Below are 21577 nucleotides of genomic sequence, written 5' to 3'. Positions count from 1 at the left end.
GCGGCCGCGCCGGGCGGCAGATGGCCGGGGTGCAGCGGCAGGCGCGCCGGCTGCTGCAGGTGCGCCAGCACCTCGTCGGCCACCACCCAGGCCACGGCGCGGGCGCCGGTGCGCCGGTGATCGTGCACGCGGCTCACCCAGCCGTAGCCGGCCAGATCGTCCAGGATGGCGTGCAGCCGCTTGGCCGTCAGCGGCTGGGCGCGGTACAGGCTGAGCAGATCGGCCGCGCTGGCGCGGCCCTGGGCGTACAGCAGGCGCACGATGGCCTCGTAGCGCTCGGTCATCAGGCGGTGGGTGATCACAGCTGCGCCCCCACCATGGCCAGGGCGGCCAGCACCACCAGCGCCCAGCGCACGGCCTCGAGCAGCCAGCGCGGGCGGTGGTACGGGCCTTCAATGGGGTTGCGCCAGCTGGCGGTGCGGAAGGCCTCGCCCTCGGTGCGCGGGAAGCGGCGCGTGGTGTCGTTGACGGCGGCGCTCATGGACCGACCTTTCGCGCGCCCACGGCGCGGGCCTGCGGGTAGCGCGTGAGCGCATCGACGATGGCATCGCAGCTGCTGCTGCAGGCGCGCAGCTCGTAGCGCGCGCAGCCCAGGCAGGTGATCTTGACCAGGTACAGGTGCAGGGTCTGGTGCATGGCGGCCTCCATCAGCAGTGGGTCACCACGGCCGCGTCGACCTTGGGGTAACCGGCCGCGGCGGCGGCGTTCATGGCGCGGGCCACCAGGTTGTGCACGGCCAGCGGGTAGCAGGTGCTCACGGCTCCATCACCACCCTTGGCGCCGCGCGGCGTGCGGATCAGGCGCGCGCGCAGCGCGTTGAAGGCATCGGGCTCGAACACATCCTCTGGCCGCAGGTCGAAGCGCGCGAACTTGTGCTGCAGGTAGCCCTCCAGGTCGTTGTCCAGCGGCGGCAGCTCCACCACCTCGCAGCGCTGCATCACCTCGCGCACCTCGGGGTTCTGGCTGTGCAGCACGTTGCGCAGCTCGGGCTGGGCGATCAGCGCCACGCCGATCACGCGCTGCATGCCGTCCTTCAGCTCCAGGAAGCGCTTGAGGTGCTTGAGCGTGGCCAGCGGCAGGCAGTGCGCCTCCTCGATCAGCAGCAGGTGGCGGCGGCCGGCGCGGCGGCTGTCGCGCAGCAGCTGGTGCAGCTGGGCAAAGCGCGCCTGCGGGCTCCTCTTGATCTTGAGTTGCGGATCCAGCGCGTAGGCAATGGCCTCGGCGATGTGCGTGGCGCGCAGGGTCTTGCCCTTGGTGTCGGTGGCCTCCATGGCCAGCACGTAGGGCTTGATGATGACGATGTCTTTGCCCTCGTCGATCAGCCGCTGCTCCAGCTCTTCGGCCAGCGTGGTCTTGCCGGCGCCCGACTCGGCCACCATCGCGAAGAAGCCGTGGTTCTGCGCCACGTCCAGCAGCGCGGCGCGGGCGTAGCGCACCGCCGGGCTCTGGTACACGTCGTCGCGGCTTTGCACGTCATCCACGAAGGGGCTGCGCGGCAGCTTGAAGTGCTTGAGCGCCTGTGGGGTGATGGGGGTGTTCTGCAGTAACATCGGTTCTTCCTTCTCGGTTGGGTTTTGGTTGACTTCGACAGGGGCGGAAACACAGGCCTCGGGCGTTGGCGCGCTCGGGGCCTTTTCTTTGGCGTCGTCGCCGGTGGCCAGCGACACATCGCGCAGCTCGGCGGTGGTGGCACCGGCGTTGCGCAGCGCGTCGACCACGCTGGCGCGCACGGCGGCGGTGCGGCGCTTGGGCCATTCACCGCGGCTGACGATGGCGTTGATGGCCGCCAGGCTCTGGCCGCTCTCACGGGCCAGATCGCGCTGGCTGAGCGCGATGCGGCCGAGGGTGTTGGCGAGGGTCATTGCAGCGCCACCAAGTCAACGGCGAGGTCGTTCTCGACGTGGTCGGCCGTGACGCGCATGATCTCGGCCACGCCCTGGTTGTCGTTGCACGCCTTGGCAATGGCCGATGCGGCCAACAGCAAGGCGACGACCGCGCGGCGCGGTTTTTCCTTGGCCAGATGCTCCAGCAGCTTGTGCGACAGCTCTTCTTCTCGGGTCTGGGTTCGCATGGTTCCTTCCTTCACTCATTCGCAGCCACGCCACCCACCACGCGCAAACCAGCGCGGACGGTGAGGCGGTGCTGCAGGGTTGCCAGCTGGTCTTCCGGCACGCCCTCGGGGTGCCAGGCGCGCAGCTGGGAAACGCGCTCGGGATTCATGGCCACGCCCAGCGCCGTCAGCTCGCGCGTGGCCTCGAAGTGGGTGAGCAGGCGCGGCTCGGCCGCAGCGGCCGGGGCCTGCACGGTGGGCTGCAGCGGCGTGCCGCGCTTGGGGATGGGCGTGGGCAGCACGGCCTCGCGCGCCTGGCGCAGCGGGTCGATGCGGCCGCCGAAGGGCAGCGCCTTGGCCTTGCGCGCGCGCTCGGCCTCTTCGTCGGTGGCGGCGTCGTAGGTGCGGCGCGCGATCTCGCTGCGGTGGCGGTCGGCGGCGGTTTGCGGCATGGCGGCAAAGCCCAGGCCGAACACCGGCGCGTCGGTGCGCAGGCCCGCGTCGTTGCGCTCGACCTGCGGGATGGCGATGAGCCGCTCGCTGCCGTCTTCGGCCACTTCCACGATGCATGCGCTGGCCGTGGCGTAGGGGTTGTAGGTGACCAGCAGCTTCTCGCCGACCATCACGTCGCCCAGCTGCTGCAGCGCTGGGCGCAGGTCGTACTCGCGGCCCTTGAACTCGACGGTGAGCGTTTGCGTGATGCGGCGTGCCACCGGCTCGTGCGTCAGCAGCTCGCGGCACAGCTCGGGCGCGGGGGCCACGCGCAGCTGCTCGGGCGCAATCGTCAGCCACAGGTCGGTGCGGGTGCGGCCGTGGCGGCTGTGCTCGGCGCTGGCGTTGAAGTGCCGCGCCCAGCAGCGGGCGCTGTCGTTGAGCTGCGCCAGGCTGTGCACGGGCTGAAAGCGCAGTGCGGCCTCGAACTTGCGCTCCACGATGTCCTGCGCCTTCTCCACCTGTCCGGTGGCCCAGGGCGCGCCGGGCATGTGCGCCTCTTGCCGCACCTGCAGGCGGCGGAACAGGTTGCGCGCCATGCCGCTGGTGTTGGCCGCGCCGCGGTCCATGTAGACCATCAGCGGCACGCCGTGGAAGGGGTCGGCCTGGCCGCCCACGGTGCGCTGGCAGATGGCGGCGATGAAGCTCTCGGCCAGGTTGAGCGCGCTCTCGGCGCCCATCACGTAGTGCACGAAGAGCGCGCCGCTGTAGTGGTCGGTGACCACGTAGCGCCACACGCGCTCGGCCTCCACGCGCTCCAGCGCCTTGGGCTTGTTCTTGTAGAACTTGTCGGCGTCGAGCACCTGCAGGCCGTCGCCCACGGCCTGGCCGTTGCTCAGGTAGTACAGCACGCACAGGCTGGCGTCGATCTGCCAGACGTGGTTGGGGTGCAGGCTTTGCATCTCGGTGGTGGGCGCCGGGCGCAGCAGCTGCCGGGGGTGCACGCCGTACAAGCGCAGCGCGCGCTCCACCGCGGCGGCCGACAGCGGCGACACCTCGCCGGTGGCCGGGTCGACGCGTTCGCAGCGCACGCTGCCGTCGTAGCGCAGCACCTGCAGGGCATCGGCCACGGTCATCAGGCGCTTGTTGTTCTTGCGCATGGCGGCCATCAGCAGCTCGCTGATGGCCAGCGCCTCCTCGCGCGTGACGCTGGTGGTGCCGGCATCGGCACGCTGGCGCCGCGCGGGCTGCACCGACATGGCCCGCATGTGCCGGTACACCGTGGCGCGCGAGCGCCCGGTGGCCTGGGCCGCCGCCGCCACCAGGGCGCCGCGTTCGCCGCGCGCGGCGCTGGCTACCGACTGCCCGGTGTTGACAATGACCTCGGCCACGGGGGCCGGCACGCGCTTGCGCATGGTGCGCCCCTTCAGTTGGCAGCGGCGGCCTGGGGCGCCCACTGGGCCACTTCGGCCATCAGCGCCTGGTCGGCGGCGTTGCTCACGTCGGGCAGATCGAACTCGCTGCGCAGCGCGGCCAGCTCGGCCGCGAGCTGGCCCACCAGGCCGGCCATGAAGACGGCGTTGTCGGCGCCCACGTCGCGCTCATCGGCCAGGGCCACCAGCGCCTGGCGGAAGTTGCCGCGGATGGCGCCCAGCGCGTCGGCCATGATCGCGGAGGCTTCTTTCTTGACCGCCGCCCAAGCCTCCTCGGGCGGCAGCCGGGCGATCAGCTTCTTCTCGCGCTCCAGCTTGTCGATCTTGGCGTTCTTCTTGGCCAGGACTTCGCTGGTGGCCTCGGACTCGGCCTTGATCTCGCGCAGCGCGGCACGCAGCTCGCTGGCGGACATGCGGTCGATGTCGTCGATGTCCCTGAGCGCCTCCAGATCGTCGTCGTCGTGGGTGACCAGCTCCAGGAATGCCGACGCCGATTTGACCTGGGCGCTCAAAACGGCCAAATTGGCCGATTTGGCGGTTTTGGCCGCCGCCTGCATGAAGCGGCGCGCGGTGCGGTCGGCAAAGCCGAGCAGCTCGCAGCGGCTGATGAATTCGCCGTGCGGCGTCAACTCCTTGAGCAGCAGCAGGCGCTTGCCGGTTTCCAGAATGGCCTCGACGGTGCGGCGCTGGTAGAAGCGGATGCCGTCCTCCAGCGCGCCGACGGCGACGGCGCCTTCGTAGCCGAGCTGCGCCGCCAAGGCGCGGGCAGACTGCTCGGTGGCAATTTGCAGGGCTTGCCCGGCTTCGACGGCACTGGCGGCAGCTGGCAGGATTTCGGCAGATTCGGTTGGGGCGCGTTTGGCGTTTGCGGTGCGTGACATGGGTGGATTCAGGCGTCGGTTGGTTGAAGAAAAGAAAATGGCGCGGCTCATTGGCCGGTCATGGATCGGCGCATGTCGTCGTAGCGCCGGGTGATGCGGTCGAAATCAGCCATCACGCGGAAGGCCAGGCGCGTGAAGTCGGGCCTGGGGAAGAAGCGGCCGGTCTGTTCGTCCTTGCGTGCCCAGCCCTTTTCAATCAGCTGCGCCATGGCGCGCGTGATGTTGGGGGCGCTGGTTTTGACTGCCTCGGCCAGCTCGCCGTTGGTGGCGCCGGTGGCGGCGTAGCCGCACAGGGCCTCCAGCACGTCGAGGGTGCGCAGGGTGAGGTTGCGGGTGTCCTGGCTCATGCCGCGGCCTCCTCGGGGTAGCCGCTGGGCAGGAACTCGGTCACCTCGGCGCCGTGCAGGCGCGGCGGCGGGTCGGCCCGGGCGGCCTGCTCGACCAGGCGCAAGGCCAGATCGCGCGCCTGCGCGGGGCTGAGCACGACCTGGTGCGCGCGGCCCAGGTGCATGCTGGTGACGATGACGCAGCCGCGGCGGGTGTCGACCGCGCTGATGTGGGGCGTGAAGACGTCGGTCATGGCGCAAAGTCCAGCTCGGGCTGGCTGAAGCCAGCCACGTTGATGTGGTGATGGGCCACGCTCTCCAGGTGAGAGCGCAGGGCGTCGAGCACCGGCGCCGGGTCGGTGGCGCCGTTGCTCTTGTAGAAGTCGCGCAGCAGCTGCACGGCCTGGCTGAACTGGGTGGCCAGGGCCACCATGTCGTCCTCGTCGCCGGCCTTGCCCACGGGCATGTCCACCAGCAGGCGCCGCTCGTGCATGGCCATCCAGCGCGTGACCAGGTTGATGCCACACACGTTCTGGTAGGTGGTGAGCAGCACGGCGGGGAAGCGGCCGGACTCGATCCACTTGTAGAGCGACCAGTGGTCGTTCAGCCCCATGTCGGTGGCGATGCGCTCGACGCTGAGGTTCCGGGCCTCGCGGGCGTGCTCCTTGCAGCCTTCGAGCGCGGCGCGCAGCGTGGTGGGCTGGTAGGTCTTCCAGAACTTGCGGCGGCTTGGAGACAGGCGCGCGCTCATGCCGCACCGCCTTCCAAACAAATCGCCGGCGTGGGGCTGGTGGCGCCGCGGGCGGCGGCCAACAATGACCGCATCGAAGTCAACCAGGAGCGATTCATGACCGACCCCCAGAAAGAACACCACCTGGCGCAGCTGCGGCGCGAGAGCGACCGCTACGTGCTGCAGGCCCACGGCTCAATGCTCGACGCGCACGCGCAGATGTGGCTGGCGCTGGCGCGCGCGCTGGACGCCGCAGGCGTGCTGAGCGCCGATGCGCTGGCGCAGCAGCTGCAGGAGCATGCGCAGCGGGCGCCGGATGATGCGGGCTGGTTCTACACGTTGCTGGATGCGGCGCGGTGGCTGCGGGAGCCGGCTTCCAGTGATCCAGAAAGCCGGGTTCGGTGAGCGCGCGGCGGCGGATGTCGGCCGCGATGGCGCGGGCCATCTCGGGCGAGCGGTCGCCGAGGTCGTAGTTGCCGCGCTCGTCGCGCCGCACCTGCGGCGTGATGGCGTGCACCTTGGCGCTCGCGCCCATCACGGGGGCGCCCGCGACGAAGCCGAGCGGGTTGCGCCGCGGTGTAGGATGCTGCGGAATCATGGCGCGCCTCACGCCACCGCTGCCAGGCGCAGGTCGCCGGCGTCGCCCTTGAACACCTGGCCGCGCTTGAGGCCAAGTTCGACGGCGATGTTGTGCGCGTCGCCGCGCAGGCATTTCAGGCGGGGGTTGCGGTCATCGTCGTTGACGATGGCGATGACCATGTTGGGGCTGTAGCCACGCTGGCGCGCCCAGGCCGAGTACGGCACGCCGCTGGCGGCGAACTCGTCCCGGATCTGCTGGCGGGTTTTGAGGGCCATGGCGGGTCCTGTTTTCTGTGCAGCAGTTGGCGCTGTCGCACGGGTTGTTGAGTTTTGGTGAAGCGAATGTTAGTCCAGCAAACTGGACTTGCAAAGTAGTTGAGTGCAGAAAATGGGTGTTGGCGCGCGCATCAAGGCAGAGCGGGAGCGGCTGGGATTTACCCAGCCCGCATTCGCTGGGCTTGGCGCTTCGTCGAAGAACAGCCAGATCGCGTGGGAAAAGGAGAGCGCGTTTCCGAACGCCGCTGTACTGGCAGCGTGGGCTGCTCAAGGCGCTGACGTGCTTTACATCCTCACGGGCGAGCGTTCGGCCACGGCGCTATCGCCCGAAGAGCAGACGCTGCTCGCCTACTACCGCGATGCCCCCGCGGCGGTGCGACGCGCGGCGATGGGCGCCCTGGTGGGCGGCGCTCTGCCTGGCGGCATGACGATGACGCAAAGCGGCGGCGGCGTGCAGGTGGGCCACAGCAGCGGCCCAGTGACGGTGGGCGCGCCTGCGCCCCGCAAGCGAAAAACGGGCTGACATGGGCACGCAGCTCGACGCGTTGATGGCGCTGCTGCGGCGGGTGCTGGCGCGCGTGGGCTGGCGGCTGGATCAATCGGGCTCGGGCACGCAGATCGGCCAGGTGCGCGGCAACGTCTACGTGTACCACCAGCGGGCGCCAGAGCCAGCCGAGCAGCCCGCGCCACCCGCCCAGCCCACGGTGCCCGACGTGCTGGCGCTGCTGGATGCGCTGGATGCCTACGCCGGCAAGCGCCAGCGGGTGCTGGAGTGGGCGGCGGCCAACGTGGGCACCAGCTACGTCAAGGGTATGAGCGAGCTGGGCCTGCGCCGCACCTACGGCTACGCGCTGGCCACACGGAGAACTGCCGCGCCGAGGATGAGCGGCGCGCCACGTTGAGCAACAGCTATCGGAAGAGGAGTAACGGAAGATGATCAAGACACCACCGCTCGCGCTGGCCGCACTGGCCTTGCTGTGCTCGCCGGCCTGGGCCCAGAACAAGTGCGAGGGGCCCGACGGCCGCATCACCTATTCGGATGCCCCCTGCGCCACGTCGCACAAGGCCGAAGAGGTGAAGGTTTGGGACAGCAACCTGGGCGGGCGCGCGCGGGCCGGGGCCTGGGAGTTTCGGCGCAGCAAGGACGATATGACGGGCAAGACGGCGTGCCTGATCATTTCGCCGGTGACTTCACCAGACCCCACGAAGGGCGGCGACTTCAAGTTCATCCCGGCGCATCTGGTGATATCGGTGAGCGAGTCCGGTTCGACGTTCGGGGTGCGCACCAGCACCGACAAGGACACCTTCCACAACAACTTGAATGGCATGGGGGTCAAGCTGGACAACCTCGACTTCGTGCCGCTGGACGTCAAGGGCGGGCAGCATGTGGTGGGCAGCAGCCAGGGGCCGAAGATTCTGGAAGCGCTGCCCAAGGCGCGCAATGCGCGACTGCGCCTTCGGTTCTGGCCCTACGACACGCTGTACGACACACTGCCGATCAACACCTCGGGCTATGCGGGCGCAGCCGAGCGAGCCAAGCAGTGCGCAGAATCATTGAGCCGGCCGGCCGCCAACTAGGCGCTACCGATAAGGAAAAAAACATGGCCACCGACAAGAACGCGCCGCCGCCACCGCCGCCGCCACCGCCACCACCGCCGCCACCACTCAATGAGTCGACCGGCTCTGCCGCGCTGACGTATGTGACGCGCAATGTGGCGCCGCCGCCCGCGCCGCCTGCGCCGCCGCCCGCGCCGCCTGCGCCACCAAGAAAGTAGTCCGCAGCCCGTTGCCGCTTGGCCGCAACACCGGAACAATGGTGGGCATGAGCACAAGCACTGTTGAACACGATGCGTCCCCCGAAGCCTACGAGACGGGCTGGCGGCAAAGGTGGGAGCTGGTCAACTGGGCCCGCATCACTTTCCGCTACCACCGCAAGCGGCAGCGTTTTTTTGACGTGTGCGACAAGCTTGTCCAGGCCACGGCTCTGACCGGCGGCGTGCTGGTGGCAGGCAAGGCCTTGGCCGATCACCTGCCGCTGCTGGGTAGCGTCATTGCCTTCAGCGGGTTGATGGCGCTGTTGTTTGGCTTTTCTGAACGGCGTCAGTCCTACAAGGAGCTGGCCGAGCAGGCCATGGCGCTGCAAGGCGAGATCGTGGCCGTGCCTGCAGCCGAGCTGACGCCGGCCAGACTGGCGGAATGGGACGCCAGGCGCTGCGCCATTGACCTGAAAGAGCCGCCGAACCTGAAGACGCTGGTGGCCATGTGCGAGTGGGAACAGGCGGTGGCCGATGGCCACCCGGAACACTGCGCGCGCCCAACATGGTGGCAACAGGCGTACATGCATTTCGTGTAACGCGGCCAGGCGGGCGCCTACCCCGCGTCGACGCGCATTTCACCAAGCCACGTTCTGCGTGGCTTTTTCTTGGTCTGCTACGCCATTCACGGCGCATCTACAAAGCGCTTTAGTTGGCCCGCCTCGCGCGCGCGCGGCAAAGTGCCCGCATGGCCACCGACCCCGGCGACGAGCACCACCACTGCGCAAGCTGCGCGCACTTCTCGCGCGAGCGCTCCAACCTGTCTCACCTGGGGTTCGGCCACTGTGTGCACGTGCCGACGTGGCGCCATTTCAGCGCCAGCGCGCCGTGCACGTTTGTTCCCTCTCGATGGAGACCTGGACGTGCCCGACCTTCTGAACCTGTTTTCGCGCCGCTGGCGCATGACGGATTGGCTTCTGGTGGCCTTGGGGCTGGCGCTGCTGGTGTGGCTGATGGCGCCGCAGCAGCTGCCGGTGAGCGTGTACAAGCTGAGCCTGGTGGCCATGGCGGCCGTGGCCGGATATTGGATTGACCGCAGCCTGTTCCCCTACGCGCGGCCGGACTGCTTTCAGGCCGACGAGGACAACGCCGAGGAGGTGCCGGCGCCGGGCAGTCCCGAGTGCGGCACCGACGACGTGTGCGTGCTTGGCGTGGTGAGCGAGGCCAACCCCAGGCTGATGGCTGCGGCCATGCTGCGCCGCGCGATCATCGTGGCGGCGGCCATGCTGGCGATGGGGCTGGGGGCCTGATGCTGTCAAGGCGAGCCATGCGCGCGCTGGCGGGGCCGGCGTGCACGCTGATCGCGGCCCTGCTGGTGTTGATGGCGGCAGGCATGTGGTCGATGGTGCGCGGGCAGGTGCAGCCGCCGCAAGCGGCCGCGCGCTACAAGTTGACGCTGCTGCGCGAGGCGCACAGCCAGTGGGGCCTGGATGCACCCGTGGCCGCTTTCGCCGCGCAGGTGCACCAGGAGAGCGGCTGGCGCGCCGATGCGGTGAGCCACGTGGGTGCGAGCGGCATGGCGCAATTCATGCCGGCCACCGCGCGCTGGTGGTGCGAGCGCACGAGCACGCCCACGGCCGACTGCCTGCCGCACAACCCGACCTGGGCGCTGCGCGCGCTGGTGGGCTACGACAAGTTTCTGTACGACCGCGCACCGGCGCGCTTCAACCGGTTTGACCGCCTGTGGCTGGCCTTGCGTGGCTACAACGGCGGTGAGGGCCACTGGCAGGCGGAGGCGCGCAGTACCGGGCTGCGCGCGCCCACGATTGCCGAGATTGACAGGGCGTGCGGCCAGGCCCGCCGCGCGCCCGTGCATTGCCGCGAGAACCTGCATTACCCGCGCCGGATTCTGCTGGAGCTGCAGCCGCGCTATGCGGGCTGGGGCGCAGTGTGGAGCCCGCAACCATGACCGCCGCGCTGTGGCTGCTGGCCAAGGCCCTGGCCGCCGCCGCGCTGGTGGGCGCGCTGCTGCTGGGCGTGCGCAGCTGCCAGGAGCACTACCGCGAGCAGGGCCGCGAGGAGGTCCGCACCGAGTGGAGCAGCGCCGACAACCAACGCGAGCTCGAGGAGCGCGAGGCAGTGATCGACAAGCAGCGCGCCGAGCGCGCCGAAGAGCAGCGCATGGCGCGCGAGAAGGTGAAGAAGGACCATGAACAAGCCCAACGTGAAAAGCGCCTGCTGGATCGCGCTGTTGCTGCCGAGCACACTGCTGATGGGCTGCGCGACACCATCGCCCAGCGCGACGCCGAGAGCCGTGTTCGACGTGCCCAAGGCACGTGCGCCGCTGCCGAGCGCGAGGCTGATGACGCGGCCACGGCCCGAGGATTACTCGGCGCGTGCGCAGGCCGATACACAGAGCTGGCGGCAGAGGCTGGGCGGCTCGCCGACCAGGTGATGGGCCTGCAGGACCACATCGTGGTGGTGCAGCCCGAGGCGGCGGCGCTGTTGTCTGAGATCGGGGGCGAGTGATGCAGATCACGCTGGATTTGTGGCACCTGATTTCGCTGTTGATCACGGTGCTGGGGGCGAGCGCTGCGGGCGGCAAGCTGTTGCTGGCGCAGACGCAGCGGCACCTGGACCACCGTTTCGATGTGCAGGAGAAGGCTCGCTCGGACAACCACGATGCGCTGTCGGGCCGGCTGGACCGCATGGAGTCGGTGGCGCGCGAGGAGATGGACAACTGGCGCCGCATCGAGCGCGATCTGCTGGCGCTCAAGGCCGACATGCCGCTGCATTACGTGAGGCGCGAGGACTACATCCGCGGTCAGAGCGTGATCGAGGCCAAGCTGGATGCGCTGGGCAGCAAGTTGGAAGCCGCGCAGCTGCGCGCGGTGGGAGCGAGTGATGCAAAACATTGACACGGCGCGCATCCGGCGCGAGAGCCTGCGCTGGCTGGTGATGCTGACGCTGAACAACGCGCGCCCGCTGGGCGCCCCGGAGGCACTGCTGCTGCCGGTGGCGCAGAGCGTGTACGCCGACGCCACGCCGCTGGAGCTGCGGCGCGAGCTGGAGTATCTGCACGAACGTGAGCTGGTGCGGGTGGAGCGCCGCCCTGACGGGCCGTGGCACGCGAGCCTGACGCGGCATGGCGTGGACGTGGCCGAGTACACGGTCGATTGCGAGCCGGGCATTGCGCGCCCGGCCAGGTACTGGTGACCGGGCATGGCACGCAAGAGCAGCATCAGCCGGCTGCCGGCCGAGATCAAGAGCTACATCGAAGCGATGCTGGCCACCGGCGCGCAGACGCTGGATGAGCTGATCGCCGACCTGCAGGCGCGTTACCCGGCCGAGGCGAACGCGGGGCAGCTGCCCAGCCGCAGCGCCGTGCACCGCTACGGCCAGAAGCTGGACCGGCGCCTGGCCGCGATCAAGGCCAGCACCGAGGCCGCACGGCTGATCAGCGAGCAGGCGGGCGACAGCAAGGACGCGCGCAGCGAGGCGCTGACGGCGCTGGTGCAGACGGAGCTGTTCGAGGCCATTCTGGCGCTGCAGGAAGCGGACGATTCCGATGTCGACACGTCTGAGCGTGTGGGGCTGCTGAGCAGCGCGGCCAAGAACATCGCCACGCTGAGCCGCAGCTCGGTCAACCTGAAGCTGTTTCAAGCCAAGGTGGAGGAAGAGACGCGCAAGCGCGTGCTGGAAGAGCAGCGCAAGAAGCTGGACGAACTGGGCCGGACGGGTGATGTGGCGCCCGAGATGCTGGCGCGGGTGATCAAGGCGGCGTATGACCTCTGAGCCTGTCGCCACCGCCAGCCCGGCGCTGCAGCTGTACGACTACCAGCGCCGCTGGGTGCAGGACGAGTCGCGCTTCAAGATCGCCATGTTCGCGCGCCAGTGCGGCAAGACCTTCACCAGCACGCTGGAGATCGTGCTGGACTGCCTGCGCGCCGAAAGCCAGGGCCAGCGGCGGCGCTGGGTGATCCTCAGCCGCGGCGAGCGCCAGGCGCGCGAGGCCATGAACGAGGGCGTGAAGCTGCACCTGCGGGGCATGCAGGCGGGCTTCAAGGAGTACGAGACGCCGTTCGACGCCAGCGTGCGCAGCCTGGAGGTGGAGCTGCCGGGCAGCAGCAAGATCACCGCGCTGCCGGCCAACCCGGACACGGCGCGCGGCTTCAGCGCCAACGTGCTGCTGGACGAATTTGCCTTTCACCAGGACAGCCGGGCGATCTGGCGCGCGCTGTTTCCGGTGATCTCCAAGCCCGGCCTGAAGCTGCGCGTGATCAGCACGCCCAACGGCAAGGGCAACAAGTTCTTCGAGCTGATGACGGGCAAGGACGATGGCTGGAGCCGGCACAGCACCGACATCTACCAGGCGGTGGCCGATGGCCTGCCGCGCGACATCGAGGAGCTGCGCCGCGGCGCCGGCGATGAAGACCTGTGGGCGCAGGAGTTCGAGCTGAAGTGGCTGGACGAGGCCAGCGCCTGGCTGAGCTACGAGCTGATTCACGCCTGCGAGGACGATCTGGCCGGCCTGCCGCAGCACTACACGGGCGGGCCGTGCTACGTGGGCGTGGACATCGGCGCGCGCAACGACCTGTTCGTGATCTGGGTGATCGAGCAGGTGGGCGACGTGTACTGGACGCGCGAGATCATCGCCCGCAAGCGGGTCAGCTTTACCCAGCAGGACACGCTGCTGGCCGAGGTGTTCGAGCGCTACCGCGTGCTGCGCGCCTGCATGGACCAGACCGGCATGGGCGAGAAGCCCGTCGAGGACGCGCAGCGCCGCCACGGCTCCAGCCGCGTGGAGGGCGTGCTGTTCACCGCGCCCAACAAGCTGACGCTGGCCACGCTGGGCAAGGAGGCTTTCGAGGACCGGCGCATCCGCATTCCGGCCGGCGACAACGTGCTGCGCGCCGACCTGCACAAGCTGCGCAAGGAAACCGGCCCCACCGGCGCGCCGCGCTTTGTGGCCGAGAGCGACAGCGCCGGCCACGCCGACCGCACCTGGGCAGCGTTTCTGGCGCTGAACGCGGCGGCGGGCACGGGCGGGCCGATTGAATGGCGCGCCGTGCCCACCCACCCGCGCGGCTTCGACAACCTGACGGGCACGGCGCCGCGCTTTGCGATGCGCGCCGAGCAGCAGTACGCGGGCGATGACCTGTCGCCGCCCGAAAGCGCAGCCACCTGGTAGACGACATGGCCACATCACGCATCCTCGGTCCCGACGGGCAGCCCATGAAAATGCCCGATCTGCAGACGCCGCAAACGGCGCACCTGACGGCGCTGCAGCGCGAGCTGCAGGCGCACCCCACGCGCGGGCTCACGCCGAGCCGGCTGGCCACGATCCTGGACGCGGCCGAGCAAGGTGAATTGACGGCGCAGTTCGAGCTGTTCGAGGACATGGAGGAGAAGGACGGCCACATTGCCAGCGAGATGAACAAGCGCCGCCGCGCCTGCATCCTGGAATGGGAGGTGGTGCCGCCTCAGAAGTCGCCCACGCCGGCCGAGGCCAAGGCCGCGGCGCAGCTGGACGAGCTGCTGCAGGAGATCCCCGACTTCGAAGACGTGCTGTTCGATGTGACCGACGCCATCGGCAAGGGCTTTGCCTGCCTGGAGATCGAGTGGCACCGCGTGGAGCGCTTCTGGCTGCCCAAGACCATCACGCACCGGCCGCAGTCGTGGTTCGTGCTGCACCGCGGCTACCGGCAGGAGCTGCGCCTGCGCACGCACCAGCACGTGGACGGCGTGCCGGGCCAGGCGCTGCAGCCCTTCGGCTGGCTGACCCACGTGCACAAGGCCAAGAGCGGATACCTGGAGCGCTCGGCGCTGTTCCGCCAGCTGGTGTGGACCTACCTGTTCAAGAACTACAGCGTGGGTGACCTGGCCGAGTTTCTGGAGATCTACGGCATTCCGCTGCGCGTCGGCCGCTACCCCACCAGCGCCAGCGAGGCCGAGAAGCTGACGCTGCTGCGCGCGCTGGCGGCCATCGGGCACAACGCGGCGGGGATCATCCCCGAGGGGATGATGATGGAGTTCCACAACGCCGCCACGGGCGACCCGAAGGCGTTCGAGCTGATGATCAACTGGTGCGAGCGCAACCAGAGCAAGGTGATTCTGGGCGCCACGCTGACCAGCGGCGCCGATGGCAAGTCGAGCACGCACGCGCTGGGCAAGATCCACGACGAGGTGCGCAAGGACCTGCGCGATGCCGACGTACGGCAGCTCAACACCACGCTCACGCGCGACCTGGTCTACGCCGTGGCGGCGCTGAACGGTCTGGCGCCGGAGGGGCCGCGGCGCAGCCCGCAGTTCCAGCTCAACGCGCAGGAGACCGAGGACCTGACGGCCTACTCGGAGGCGCTGCCCAAGCTGGTGAGCATCGGCGTGCAGCCGACGGTGAAGTGGGCGCACGAGAAGCTGGGCATTCCAATGCCGCAGGACGGCGAGCCGGTGCTGCAGCAGCCCGCGCAGCCGATGCCGTTTGGCCTGGCCGGCCTGCGCGCGGCCTGGCCGGCCGATGCGCCGCTGGCGGCCCTGGCTGCCGCCACGCCAGGCGCCGCGGCCACGCCACCGCAGGCCATGGCGCAGCAGCTCGCCGCCGGCGCGGCGCCGGCCGTGACCGGCTGGCTGGCGCAGATTCGCGCCCTGGTGGAGCGTGCGCAAAGCCTGGACGACATCCGCAACGGGCTGGAGCAGCTGCTGCCCGACATGACGCTGGACCAGTACGCCGCGGCCATGGCCCAGGCGCTGGCGGCGGCGCAGCTGGCCGGCCGCTACGAGGTGCTGCAGGAAGCCGGAGGCCTGGGCGATGGCTGAGGTGGCCTACGGATCGTTGCCGTTCGGCGAGATGGTGAGGTTTTTCCTGCGCAAGCTGAACCTGCCCACCGAGCATTGGACCGACATCTACACGCGCGAGCACGATTGGGCGTTCGTGGTGGCCGGCGCCAACCGCGACGCGCTGGTGGCCGACTTTCGCGCGGCTGTCGATAAGGCCATCGCCGAAGGCGGCACGCTGGAGGATTTCCGCCGCGACTTCGACCGCATCGTGGCCACGCACGGCTGGGACTACAACGGCGGGCGCGACTGGCGCAGCCGCGTGATCTACGAGACCAACCTCAACACCGCCTACGCCGCCGGCCGCTACGAGCAGCTGCAGGCGGCGCCGTACTGGCAGTACGTGCACGCTGACTGGGTGACCAACCCGCGCCACCAGCACCTGGCTTGGGACGGCCTGGTGCTGCGCCGTGATGACCCCTGGTGGCAGACGCACTATCCGCCCAACGGCTGGGGCTGCCAGTGCAGCGTGCGCGGCCTGTGGCCCCGCGATCTGGCCGCCATGGGCAAGGACGGCCCGGACGAGGCGCCCGAAGTGCACCTGGTCGAGCGCCTGATCGGCCAGCGCAACCCGCGCGGCCCGCGCCTGGTGCTGGTGCCGGCGGGCATCGACCCCGGCTTTGAGTACATCCCCGGCAGCAGCCGCCAGCGCGGTGCGGCCCAGGGCAACATGGGCCAGTGAGGCAGGGATGGCCGGCACAAGCATCAGCATCGACACCCGCGCGCTGGATGGCCTCAAGACCAGCCTGCGCCTGATGGCCACTGGCGTGCGCGACACCCGCACGCTGATGCCGCGGCTGGGCGAATACCTGCAGCGCAGCACGCAGGAGCGCTTCAGGACCCAGACCGACCCGGACGGCGGCGCGTGGGCCGCGCTGCAGCCCCGCACGCGCGAGCGCAAGCGCCACAACCGCGACAAAATCCTGACGCAGCGCGGCTACCTGCGCAAGCACATCTACTACCAGGTGACCGCGCCCGGCCGGGTGGAGGTGTTCAGCGACCGGGTGTACGCCGCCACGCACCAGTTCGGCCGCGGTAACATCCCCGCCAGGCCGTTCCTCGGCATCAGCCGCCGCGACACCGAAGAAATTGGCGCCATCGTGCGCGACTGGGCGGCAGAATTCGGCTTCAACTGACCGTCGCGCCAAATTTGCACACAGCGCAACTCATTTGCAGACGGCCATCCCACCACATTCCGGCCAGTCCCCTCAAATCCCGATTTATCGCACCCGTGGCCGGTGAAATATCTCAGTTCCGTTCAACCGCAGCGTAGACGCGCGCGCGGGTGCGCGCAAGGCCCGCGGGGGTGAATTTCGTCATGTCGAGTCCCCCAGAAGGCGTATGGCGGATGGCATAGACGCGGCACCACCGGACCGTGCGGCCGCGGCGGCCGCCTGCACCCGGTGCCACGCGGGTCCTGCGCCGCGACCGGCAGCGCTCAGTCCTCGTCCTGCACCTTGTGCTGGCTCGTCAACTGCTGCTGCACCTGCGGCGGAACGATTTCGTAGTGCGCCAGCGCCAGCGCATACGCGCCCTGGCCGGCGGTCATGGCGTTCAGGCGGCTCTGGTAATCGGCCAGTTCGGCCATCGGCACCTGGCCGGTCACGGTCATCTGTCCCAGCTTGCCCGAGTCGGTGCCGCTGACCATGCCGCGGCGCGCTGACAGATCGCCGGTGATGGCGCCCACGGCACCTTCAGGCGCGGTGATGTGCACACGCGCGATGGGCTCCAGCACCACCGGCCGGGCATCGCGGATGGCCGCCTGGAAGGCGCGCTTGCCGGCGGTGACGAAGGCGATCTCCTTGCTGTCCACCGCGTGGTGCTTGCCGTCGTGCACGATCACGCGCACGTCCTGCACCGGGTAGCCGGCGATGACGCCTTCGGCCAGCGCCTCGCGCACGCCTTTTTCGACCGCGGGCATGAACTGGCCCGGAATGGTGCCGCCCTTGACCTGGTCGACGAACTCGAAGCCCGCGCCGCGCGGCAGCGGCTCGATGCGCAGGTGCACCTCGCCGAACTGGCCAGCACCGCCCGACTGCTTCTTGTGGCGGTATTGCGCGGCGGCGTTCTGCGTGATGGTCTCGCGGTAGGCGATGCGCGGCGGGTGCGTGTCGACCTCCAGCTTGTGCACCTCGCGCAGGCGCTCCAGCAACACGCGCAGGTGCAGTTCGCCCAGGCCGTAGACGATGGTCTCGTTGGTGGCCGGCACGTGCTCCACGCGCAGGCAGGGGTCTTCGCTCACCAGCTTGCCCAGCAACTCCGACAGGCGCTGCTCGTCGCCACGCCGCTTGGGCGCGATGGCGATGCCGTGCACCGCCACCGGGAAGGGCAGGGGCTTGAGGTGGATGTGGCTGTCCTCGGCGGCGTCGTGCAGCACGGCGTCGTAGTGCAGCTCGTCAATCTTGGCCAGCGCGCAGATGTCGCCGGGGCCGGCGCTGGGCACCTCCACATGGCCCTTGCCCTGCTGCAGGTACAGGTGCGACACCTTGAACGGCTTGCGCCCATCGCCCACGTAGAGCTGCGTGCCCGGGCGGATGGTGCCCTGGTGCACGCGCACGAAGCCGAGCTTGCCGACGTAGGGGTCGATGCTGATCTTGAACACCTGGGCCAGCACGTGGGCATCGGGATCGGGCTGGGCGTGCATAAGCTCTGCGGCGTTGCCTTCGCCCCGGAAGAAGTCGGGAGGGTTGCCCTCGGCCGGGTTGGCCAGCAGACGGGTGACGATGTCCAGCAGTTCGCCCACGCCCGCGCCGCTGCGCGCCGAGACGAAGCAGACCGGCACCAGGTGGCCTTCGCGCAGCGCCTGCTCCAGCGGCGCGTGCAGCTCGGCGGCGTCGATGTCGCCCTCGTTCAGGTAGCGGTCGACGAAGTCGGCATCGACCTCCACCACCTGCTCGATGAGCGCGCGGTGTGCGTCGGCCACGGCGCCGAAATCGCTGTGGCCCTCGCGGTTGAAGAAGCAGTCCACCACCTTCGTGGCGCCGGCGTCGGGCAGGTTGACCGGCAGGCATTCCTTGCCGAAGGTGGCCTGGATGTCGGCCAGCAGGCGGGCCAGTTCGGCGCCCTCGGCGTCGATCTTGTTGACGATGATCAGGCGGTCCAGCTGCTGTTCGGCCGCGTAGTCCATCATGCGCTGCGCCATGGGCTCGATGCCGGCGGCGGCGTTGATGACGATGGCGGCGGTCTCCACCGCCTCCAGCGCCGGCAGGCTCTGGCCGATGAAGTCCAGCGCGCCGGGCGTGTCGATCAAGTGGATGCGGCAGCCGTCGTGCTCGGCGTGCATCACGCTGGATTGCAGCGAGTGGCCGGCCTTGATCTCCAGCGGATCGTGGTCGCTCACGGTGCTGCCGCGTTCCACGCTGCCGGCCGTGGCGATGGCGCCGGCGCGCTGCAGCAGCGCTTCGACGAGGGTGGTCTTGCCGGTGGCGGCGGGGCCGACCAAAGCCAGGGTGCGGATGCGTTCGACAGTGGGGGGCACGGTTGAGGGCACGGTTCTTCTCCTTGCGATCCGCAGCGTAGAGCGACGGCGGCGCCAGCACAAGGCCCGGCGCGCCAATTTCTTGATGTGCGGCAGTGCCACAATCCTTCGATGGATCACCACACCGCCACACCCGCCGACGTGCTGCGCTTCTGGCTCGGCGCCCATCCCCTCGAGCCGGCCGCGCTGCAGCGCGTGCAGGGCCAGTGGTTCCAGAAGAACGATGCCTTCGATGCCGAACTGCGCCAGCGCTTTCTACCGACCATCGCCGCGGCGCGGGCGGGCCAGCTCGACGCCTGGGCCGAAGACGCCGAGGGGCGACTGGCACTGCTGATCGTGCTCGACCAGTTCACGCGCAACGCCTTCCGCGGCCAGCCCGAGGCCTTCGCCGGCGATGCGCAGGCGCTGGCGCTGGCGCTGGAAGGCCTCGCGCGCGGCCATGACCAGGCGGTGCCGCCGATGGCGCGCATCTTCTGTTACCTGCCGCTGGAGCACGCGGAAGACGCGGCCATGCAGGAGCGCAGTGTGGTGCTGTTCCAGTCGCTGCGCGATGCGCCCGAGGCCGAGCCCAAGGCCTTCTTCGACGGCACGCTGGATTTCGCCCGCAAGCACCAAGCCGTCATCGAGCGCTTCGGCCGGTTTCCGCACCGCAACGCCATCCTGGGGCGCGCCAGCACGGCGGAGGAGCTGGATTATCTGGCGCAGCCGGACGCGGGGTTCTAGAAGAAATCGGCCGTCAGCGCCCGCCCATCCAGCGCGGTTAGCTATTCTTGTAGGAGCAGCCTCGGCCGCGATACGGCGTATCGCCCATACCAGGCGCCCATCGCGGGCAAGCCCGCTCCCACAAGGGGCCTCGTCGCGGCCGCTGCTCGAGAAAAATCCGAAGGCCGCGGAGCAGGCCACTCCAGCGACAGCCGTGCCCGGACCTGCGCCGGGCACAGGCTGTGTCCCCCTTCCCGCGAAGCGCAGCGCAGCGAGAGAAGGGGGAACCGCCGTCAGGCGCTCAGGGGGTTGCGCCCTTGTTCACGGGCTCCAGCCGCACCAACCACTCGGGCTCGCTCATGTCCGCGCCGGCGTTGCAGTGGCGGCTGACGACGCGGTAGACGCGGTTGCGGTGGTTGGGAAAGCTCACCGTGTCGCCCACCTGCAGGGCGCACAGGGCGACTTCGGCGTCGGCCGTGGGCAGCAGGCCGGTGGTGGTGCGAAAGCCGGGTGTGTCCTGGTCGATGTAGAACGAGATCGCGCTGCTGAGCGACATGGCATGGCTCCCTGAAACGATGTGGATGAATTGTGCAGCAGTACGCGCTTCAGCCGATCATCTCGAAGTCGATGAAGCCGCGCTCGACGTTGGTCGAGATGAGCTTGGCGCGCACCTTGTCGCCCACCTGCACGTCGCGGCTGGGCAGCAGCTTGCCCTCGGCCGGCGGCTCGAAGATGCGCACCCAGGTGTTGCCTTTCGATTCGCCGGTAACCACGCCGTCGAAGGTCTCGCCGATGTGGTCTTCGAGCAGCATCGCCGCCTCGGACTTGCGCAGCTGCCGCTCCACCTTGTTGGCGGCGTCTTCCTGCTGCGTGCAGCGGTTGGCCAGGAACTCCAGCTCCATGTCGGAGTAGGGCGACTTCACCTCGGCCAGCGCGGCCTTGATCAGGCGGCTGGCGATCAGGTCGGGGTAGCGGCGGTTGGGCGCCGTGCTGTGCGAATAGTCGCGCACCGCCAGGCCGAAGTGGCCGATGTTGGGGCCGCCCGGGCGCTCCACCACGTATTCGCCGCGACCCATCAGCTTGACGATGACCAGCGACAGGTCGGGAAAGCGCAGCGGATCGCGCTTGCGCTCGGCGGCGAGAAACTGCTCCAGCGCCTTGGAGTCGGGATCGATCGGCAGCTCCCAGCCGCGCTCGGCCGCCACCTGGGCGATGCGCGCCCAGCGCTCGGGCGAGCGCACCACGCGGCGGATGGCGGCGCGCCGCTTGCCGGCCAGAAAGCGCGCCGTCACGCCGTTGGTGGCCACCATGAACTCCTCGATCAGCTGGCGCGCGCGGTTCTGCTCCTGCTGCTTGATGGCGACCACCTGCTCGCCGTCGAACTCGGCGCGCGGCTGGAAGGTCTGGAAGTCCAGCGCGCCCTGCTCGCGCCGGTTGGCGCGCAGCTGCTGCGCCACCGAATCCTGCGTGCGCAGCTGCTGGTCCATGCCGGGCACGATGTCGGCTGCCTCGGGCAGCGGGCCGTTGCCCTCGATCCAGGCCGACACCGCGTCGTACGCCAGCTGCGCTTTGTTGTGCACCCTGGCGCGGGTGATGTGGCTGCGCGCCAGCGTGCCGTCGGGCTGGAACACCATCTCGGTCACCGTGGCCACGCGCACCTGGTTGGGGTTGAGCGAGGTGAGGTCGGTGCTGAGCTTCTCGGGCAGCATCGGGAAGATGCGCGCCGAGGTGTAGACACTGGTGGTGTTGATCTGCGCGTGGCGGTCGATGGGCGTGTCCTTGGCGACCAGCGTGTCGACGTCGGCAATCGCCACCATGATCTTCACGCTGCCGTCGGGCAGGGTTTCGCTGACGGTGAGCTGGTCGAGGTCGCGCGAATCGTCGTTGTCGATCGAGCACCACAGCAGGCCCGTCATGTCGATGATGCCGACGCCGTCTTCCTCGCTCTCGCCATCGATCTCGTCCAGCTGGCGCTTGACGGCGGCCGAGAACTCGGGCTCCAGCCCGCGCTCTCGCATGGCGATGACGGCCAGCTCGGCCAGTTCGTCCTTCTGGTGCGGGTGCAGTTGCTTGTTCATGGTTCGTGCGGTGGTTGTCGGATC

31 protein-coding genes are annotated in these 21577 nt (G+C 69.4%); 17 read left to right on the top strand and 14 right to left on the bottom strand.

What is annotated here, in order from left to right; translation table 11 throughout:
* From ACFSCU_RS17040 to ACFSCU_RS16995, 10 genes are all read right to left on the bottom strand, one after another.
* The coding region (locus ACFSCU_RS17040; protein ID WP_377561223.1) for a hypothetical protein at window positions 1–302 on the bottom strand (302 nt) is incomplete at its 3' end.
* A complete protein-coding gene (locus ACFSCU_RS17035; protein WP_180549385.1) occupies window positions 299–481 on the bottom strand; it encodes a hypothetical protein in 183 nt (60 codons plus the stop codon). The genes ACFSCU_RS17040 and ACFSCU_RS17035, both read right to left, overlap by 4 nt.
* On the bottom strand, window positions 478–636 hold the full coding sequence (locus tag ACFSCU_RS17030) for a hypothetical protein (RefSeq protein ID WP_180549384.1): 159 nt from the start codon (window positions 634–636) through the stop codon (window positions 478–480). The genes ACFSCU_RS17035 and ACFSCU_RS17030 overlap by 4 nt, the downstream gene beginning before the upstream one ends.
* A gap of 11 nt (window positions 637–647) precedes the next feature.
* A complete protein-coding gene (locus ACFSCU_RS17025; protein WP_377561222.1) occupies window positions 648–1862 on the bottom strand; it encodes an ExeA family protein in 1215 nt (404 codons plus the stop codon).
* Window positions 1859–2071: a hypothetical protein gene (locus ACFSCU_RS17020; RefSeq protein WP_180549383.1), complete on the bottom strand. Its 213-nt coding sequence runs from the start codon at window positions 2069–2071 to the stop codon at window positions 1859–1861. The genes ACFSCU_RS17025 and ACFSCU_RS17020 overlap by 4 nt, the downstream gene beginning before the upstream one ends.
* Window positions 2072–2082: 11 nt before the next feature.
* Window positions 2083–3897, bottom strand: a complete 1815-nt coding sequence (locus tag ACFSCU_RS17015) for a DDE-type integrase/transposase/recombinase (RefSeq protein WP_180549382.1) — start codon at window positions 3895–3897, stop codon at window positions 2083–2085.
* An 11-nt stretch (window positions 3898–3908) separates the two neighbouring features.
* Window positions 3909–4796, bottom strand: coding sequence for a hypothetical protein (locus tag ACFSCU_RS17010; RefSeq protein ID WP_377561221.1), 888 nt, complete (start codon window positions 4794–4796; stop codon window positions 3909–3911).
* Between the two features lie 47 nt (window positions 4797–4843).
* Window positions 4844–5143, bottom strand: coding sequence for a helix-turn-helix domain-containing protein (locus ACFSCU_RS17005; RefSeq protein ID WP_180549381.1), 300 nt, complete (start codon window positions 5141–5143; stop codon window positions 4844–4846).
* Window positions 5140–5376, bottom strand: coding sequence for a hypothetical protein (locus ACFSCU_RS17000; protein WP_180549380.1), 237 nt, complete (start codon window positions 5374–5376; stop codon window positions 5140–5142). Before ACFSCU_RS17000 ends, ACFSCU_RS17005 begins: the two co-directional genes overlap by 4 nt.
* Entirely contained in the window at window positions 5373–5873 is a 501-nt protein-coding gene (locus ACFSCU_RS16995) for a hypothetical protein (RefSeq protein WP_377561220.1), read from the bottom strand. The genes ACFSCU_RS17000 and ACFSCU_RS16995 overlap by 4 nt, the downstream gene beginning before the upstream one ends.
* Window positions 5874–5969: 96 nt before the next feature.
* Between ACFSCU_RS16995 and ACFSCU_RS16990 the strand changes: the two genes are divergently transcribed.
* Complete coding sequence (locus tag ACFSCU_RS16990; RefSeq protein WP_377561219.1) at window positions 5970–6257, top strand: hypothetical protein; 288 nt, start codon at window positions 5970–5972, stop codon at window positions 6255–6257.
* A gap of 201 nt (window positions 6258–6458) precedes the next feature.
* Here ACFSCU_RS16990 and ACFSCU_RS16985 read toward each other — a convergent pair whose 3' ends face one another.
* Window positions 6459–6707, bottom strand: coding sequence for a DNA-binding protein (locus tag ACFSCU_RS16985; RefSeq protein ID WP_377561218.1), 249 nt, complete (start codon window positions 6705–6707; stop codon window positions 6459–6461).
* A 112-nt stretch (window positions 6708–6819) separates the two neighbouring features.
* Here ACFSCU_RS16985 and ACFSCU_RS16980 point away from each other — a divergent pair, with 112 nt between their 5' ends.
* The 15 genes from ACFSCU_RS16980 (at window position 6820) to ACFSCU_RS16910 (ending at window position 16431) form a co-directional block, all read left to right on the top strand.
* Window positions 6820–7230, top strand: coding sequence for an XRE family transcriptional regulator (locus ACFSCU_RS16980; RefSeq protein ID WP_377561217.1), 411 nt, complete (start codon window positions 6820–6822; stop codon window positions 7228–7230).
* Between the two features lies 1 nt (window position 7231).
* A complete protein-coding gene (locus ACFSCU_RS16975) occupies window positions 7232–7609 on the top strand; it encodes a hypothetical protein (RefSeq protein ID WP_377561216.1) in 378 nt (125 codons plus the stop codon).
* Window positions 7610–7640: 31 nt separating this feature from the next.
* The gene (locus ACFSCU_RS16970; RefSeq protein WP_377561215.1) at window positions 7641–8285 is read left to right on the top strand and encodes a DUF4124 domain-containing protein; all 645 of its coding nucleotides are present in this window, start codon (window positions 7641–7643) and stop codon (window positions 8283–8285) included.
* A gap of 23 nt (window positions 8286–8308) precedes the next feature.
* Complete coding sequence (locus ACFSCU_RS16965; RefSeq protein WP_180549373.1) at window positions 8309–8482, top strand: hypothetical protein; 174 nt, start codon at window positions 8309–8311, stop codon at window positions 8480–8482.
* 11 nt (window positions 8483–8493) lie between these two features.
* Window positions 8494–9060, top strand: coding sequence for a hypothetical protein (locus ACFSCU_RS16960; protein WP_377561214.1), 567 nt, complete (start codon window positions 8494–8496; stop codon window positions 9058–9060).
* A 324-nt stretch (window positions 9061–9384) separates the two neighbouring features.
* Window positions 9385–9771 (top strand): putative holin, encoded by a 387-nt coding sequence (locus ACFSCU_RS16955; RefSeq protein WP_377561213.1) that lies wholly within the window; start codon window positions 9385–9387, stop codon window positions 9769–9771.
* On the top strand, window positions 9771–10430 hold the full coding sequence (locus tag ACFSCU_RS16950; RefSeq protein ID WP_377561212.1) for a transglycosylase SLT domain-containing protein: 660 nt from the start codon (window positions 9771–9773) through the stop codon (window positions 10428–10430). Before ACFSCU_RS16955 ends, ACFSCU_RS16950 begins: the two co-directional genes overlap by 1 nt.
* A complete protein-coding gene (locus tag ACFSCU_RS16945) occupies window positions 10427–10990 on the top strand; it encodes a hypothetical protein (RefSeq protein WP_180549371.1) in 564 nt (187 codons plus the stop codon). The genes ACFSCU_RS16950 and ACFSCU_RS16945 overlap by 4 nt, the downstream gene beginning before the upstream one ends.
* Window positions 10990–11379 carry a hypothetical protein gene (locus ACFSCU_RS16940; RefSeq protein WP_180549370.1) on the top strand — a complete coding sequence of 130 codons (390 nt, stop codon included), beginning with the start codon at window positions 10990–10992 and terminating at the stop codon, window positions 11377–11379. The genes ACFSCU_RS16945 and ACFSCU_RS16940 overlap by 1 nt, the downstream gene beginning before the upstream one ends.
* Window positions 11366–11677: a hypothetical protein gene (locus tag ACFSCU_RS16935; protein ID WP_180549369.1), complete on the top strand. Its 312-nt coding sequence runs from the start codon at window positions 11366–11368 to the stop codon at window positions 11675–11677. Before ACFSCU_RS16940 ends, ACFSCU_RS16935 begins: the two co-directional genes overlap by 14 nt.
* A 6-nt stretch (window positions 11678–11683) precedes the next feature.
* On the top strand, window positions 11684–12256 hold the full coding sequence (locus ACFSCU_RS16930) for a phage protein Gp27 family protein (RefSeq protein WP_377561211.1): 573 nt from the start codon (window positions 11684–11686) through the stop codon (window positions 12254–12256).
* Complete coding sequence (locus ACFSCU_RS16925; RefSeq protein ID WP_377561210.1) at window positions 12246–13652, top strand: terminase large subunit domain-containing protein; 1407 nt, start codon at window positions 12246–12248, stop codon at window positions 13650–13652. Before ACFSCU_RS16930 ends, ACFSCU_RS16925 begins: the two co-directional genes overlap by 11 nt.
* A 5-nt stretch (window positions 13653–13657) precedes the next feature.
* Window positions 13658–15277, top strand: a complete 1620-nt coding sequence (locus ACFSCU_RS16920) for a DUF935 domain-containing protein (RefSeq protein WP_377561209.1) — start codon at window positions 13658–13660, stop codon at window positions 15275–15277.
* A complete protein-coding gene (locus tag ACFSCU_RS16915; protein ID WP_180549368.1) occupies window positions 15270–15977 on the top strand; it encodes a phage head morphogenesis protein in 708 nt (235 codons plus the stop codon). The genes ACFSCU_RS16920 and ACFSCU_RS16915 overlap by 8 nt, the downstream gene beginning before the upstream one ends.
* Window positions 15978–15984: 7 nt before the next feature.
* The gene (locus tag ACFSCU_RS16910; RefSeq protein WP_180549367.1) at window positions 15985–16431 is read left to right on the top strand and encodes a phage virion morphogenesis protein; all 447 of its coding nucleotides are present in this window, start codon (window positions 15985–15987) and stop codon (window positions 16429–16431) included.
* A gap of 302 nt (window positions 16432–16733) precedes the next feature.
* On the opposite strand, the gene fusA is transcribed toward ACFSCU_RS16910, so the two are convergent.
* Window positions 16734–18785 (bottom strand): elongation factor G, encoded by a 2052-nt coding sequence (gene fusA, locus ACFSCU_RS16905; RefSeq protein WP_377561208.1) that lies wholly within the window; start codon window positions 18783–18785, stop codon window positions 16734–16736.
* Window positions 18786–18884: 99 nt separating this feature from the next.
* Between fusA and ACFSCU_RS16900 the strand changes: the two genes are divergently transcribed.
* On the top strand, window positions 18885–19496 hold the full coding sequence (locus tag ACFSCU_RS16900) for a DUF924 family protein (RefSeq protein WP_180549366.1): 612 nt from the start codon (window positions 18885–18887) through the stop codon (window positions 19494–19496).
* 280 nt (window positions 19497–19776) lie between these two features.
* Here ACFSCU_RS16900 and ACFSCU_RS16895 read toward each other — a convergent pair whose 3' ends face one another.
* Window positions 19777–20031: a hypothetical protein gene (locus ACFSCU_RS16895; protein WP_333707727.1), complete on the bottom strand. Its 255-nt coding sequence runs from the start codon at window positions 20029–20031 to the stop codon at window positions 19777–19779.
* A gap of 49 nt (window positions 20032–20080) precedes the next feature.
* Window positions 20081–21553, bottom strand: coding sequence for an RNB domain-containing ribonuclease (locus tag ACFSCU_RS16890; RefSeq protein WP_180549364.1), 1473 nt, complete (start codon window positions 21551–21553; stop codon window positions 20081–20083).
* Between the last annotated feature and the right edge of the window lie 24 nt (window positions 21554–21577).

This window comes from Ottowia beijingensis (assembly GCF_042680925.1).
Lineage (GTDB): Bacteria > Pseudomonadota > Gammaproteobacteria > Burkholderiales > Burkholderiaceae_C > Ottowia > Ottowia beijingensis.
Note: the sequence above shows the minus strand (reverse complement) of the source record. Positions and strands in the feature narration are given on the sequence as shown.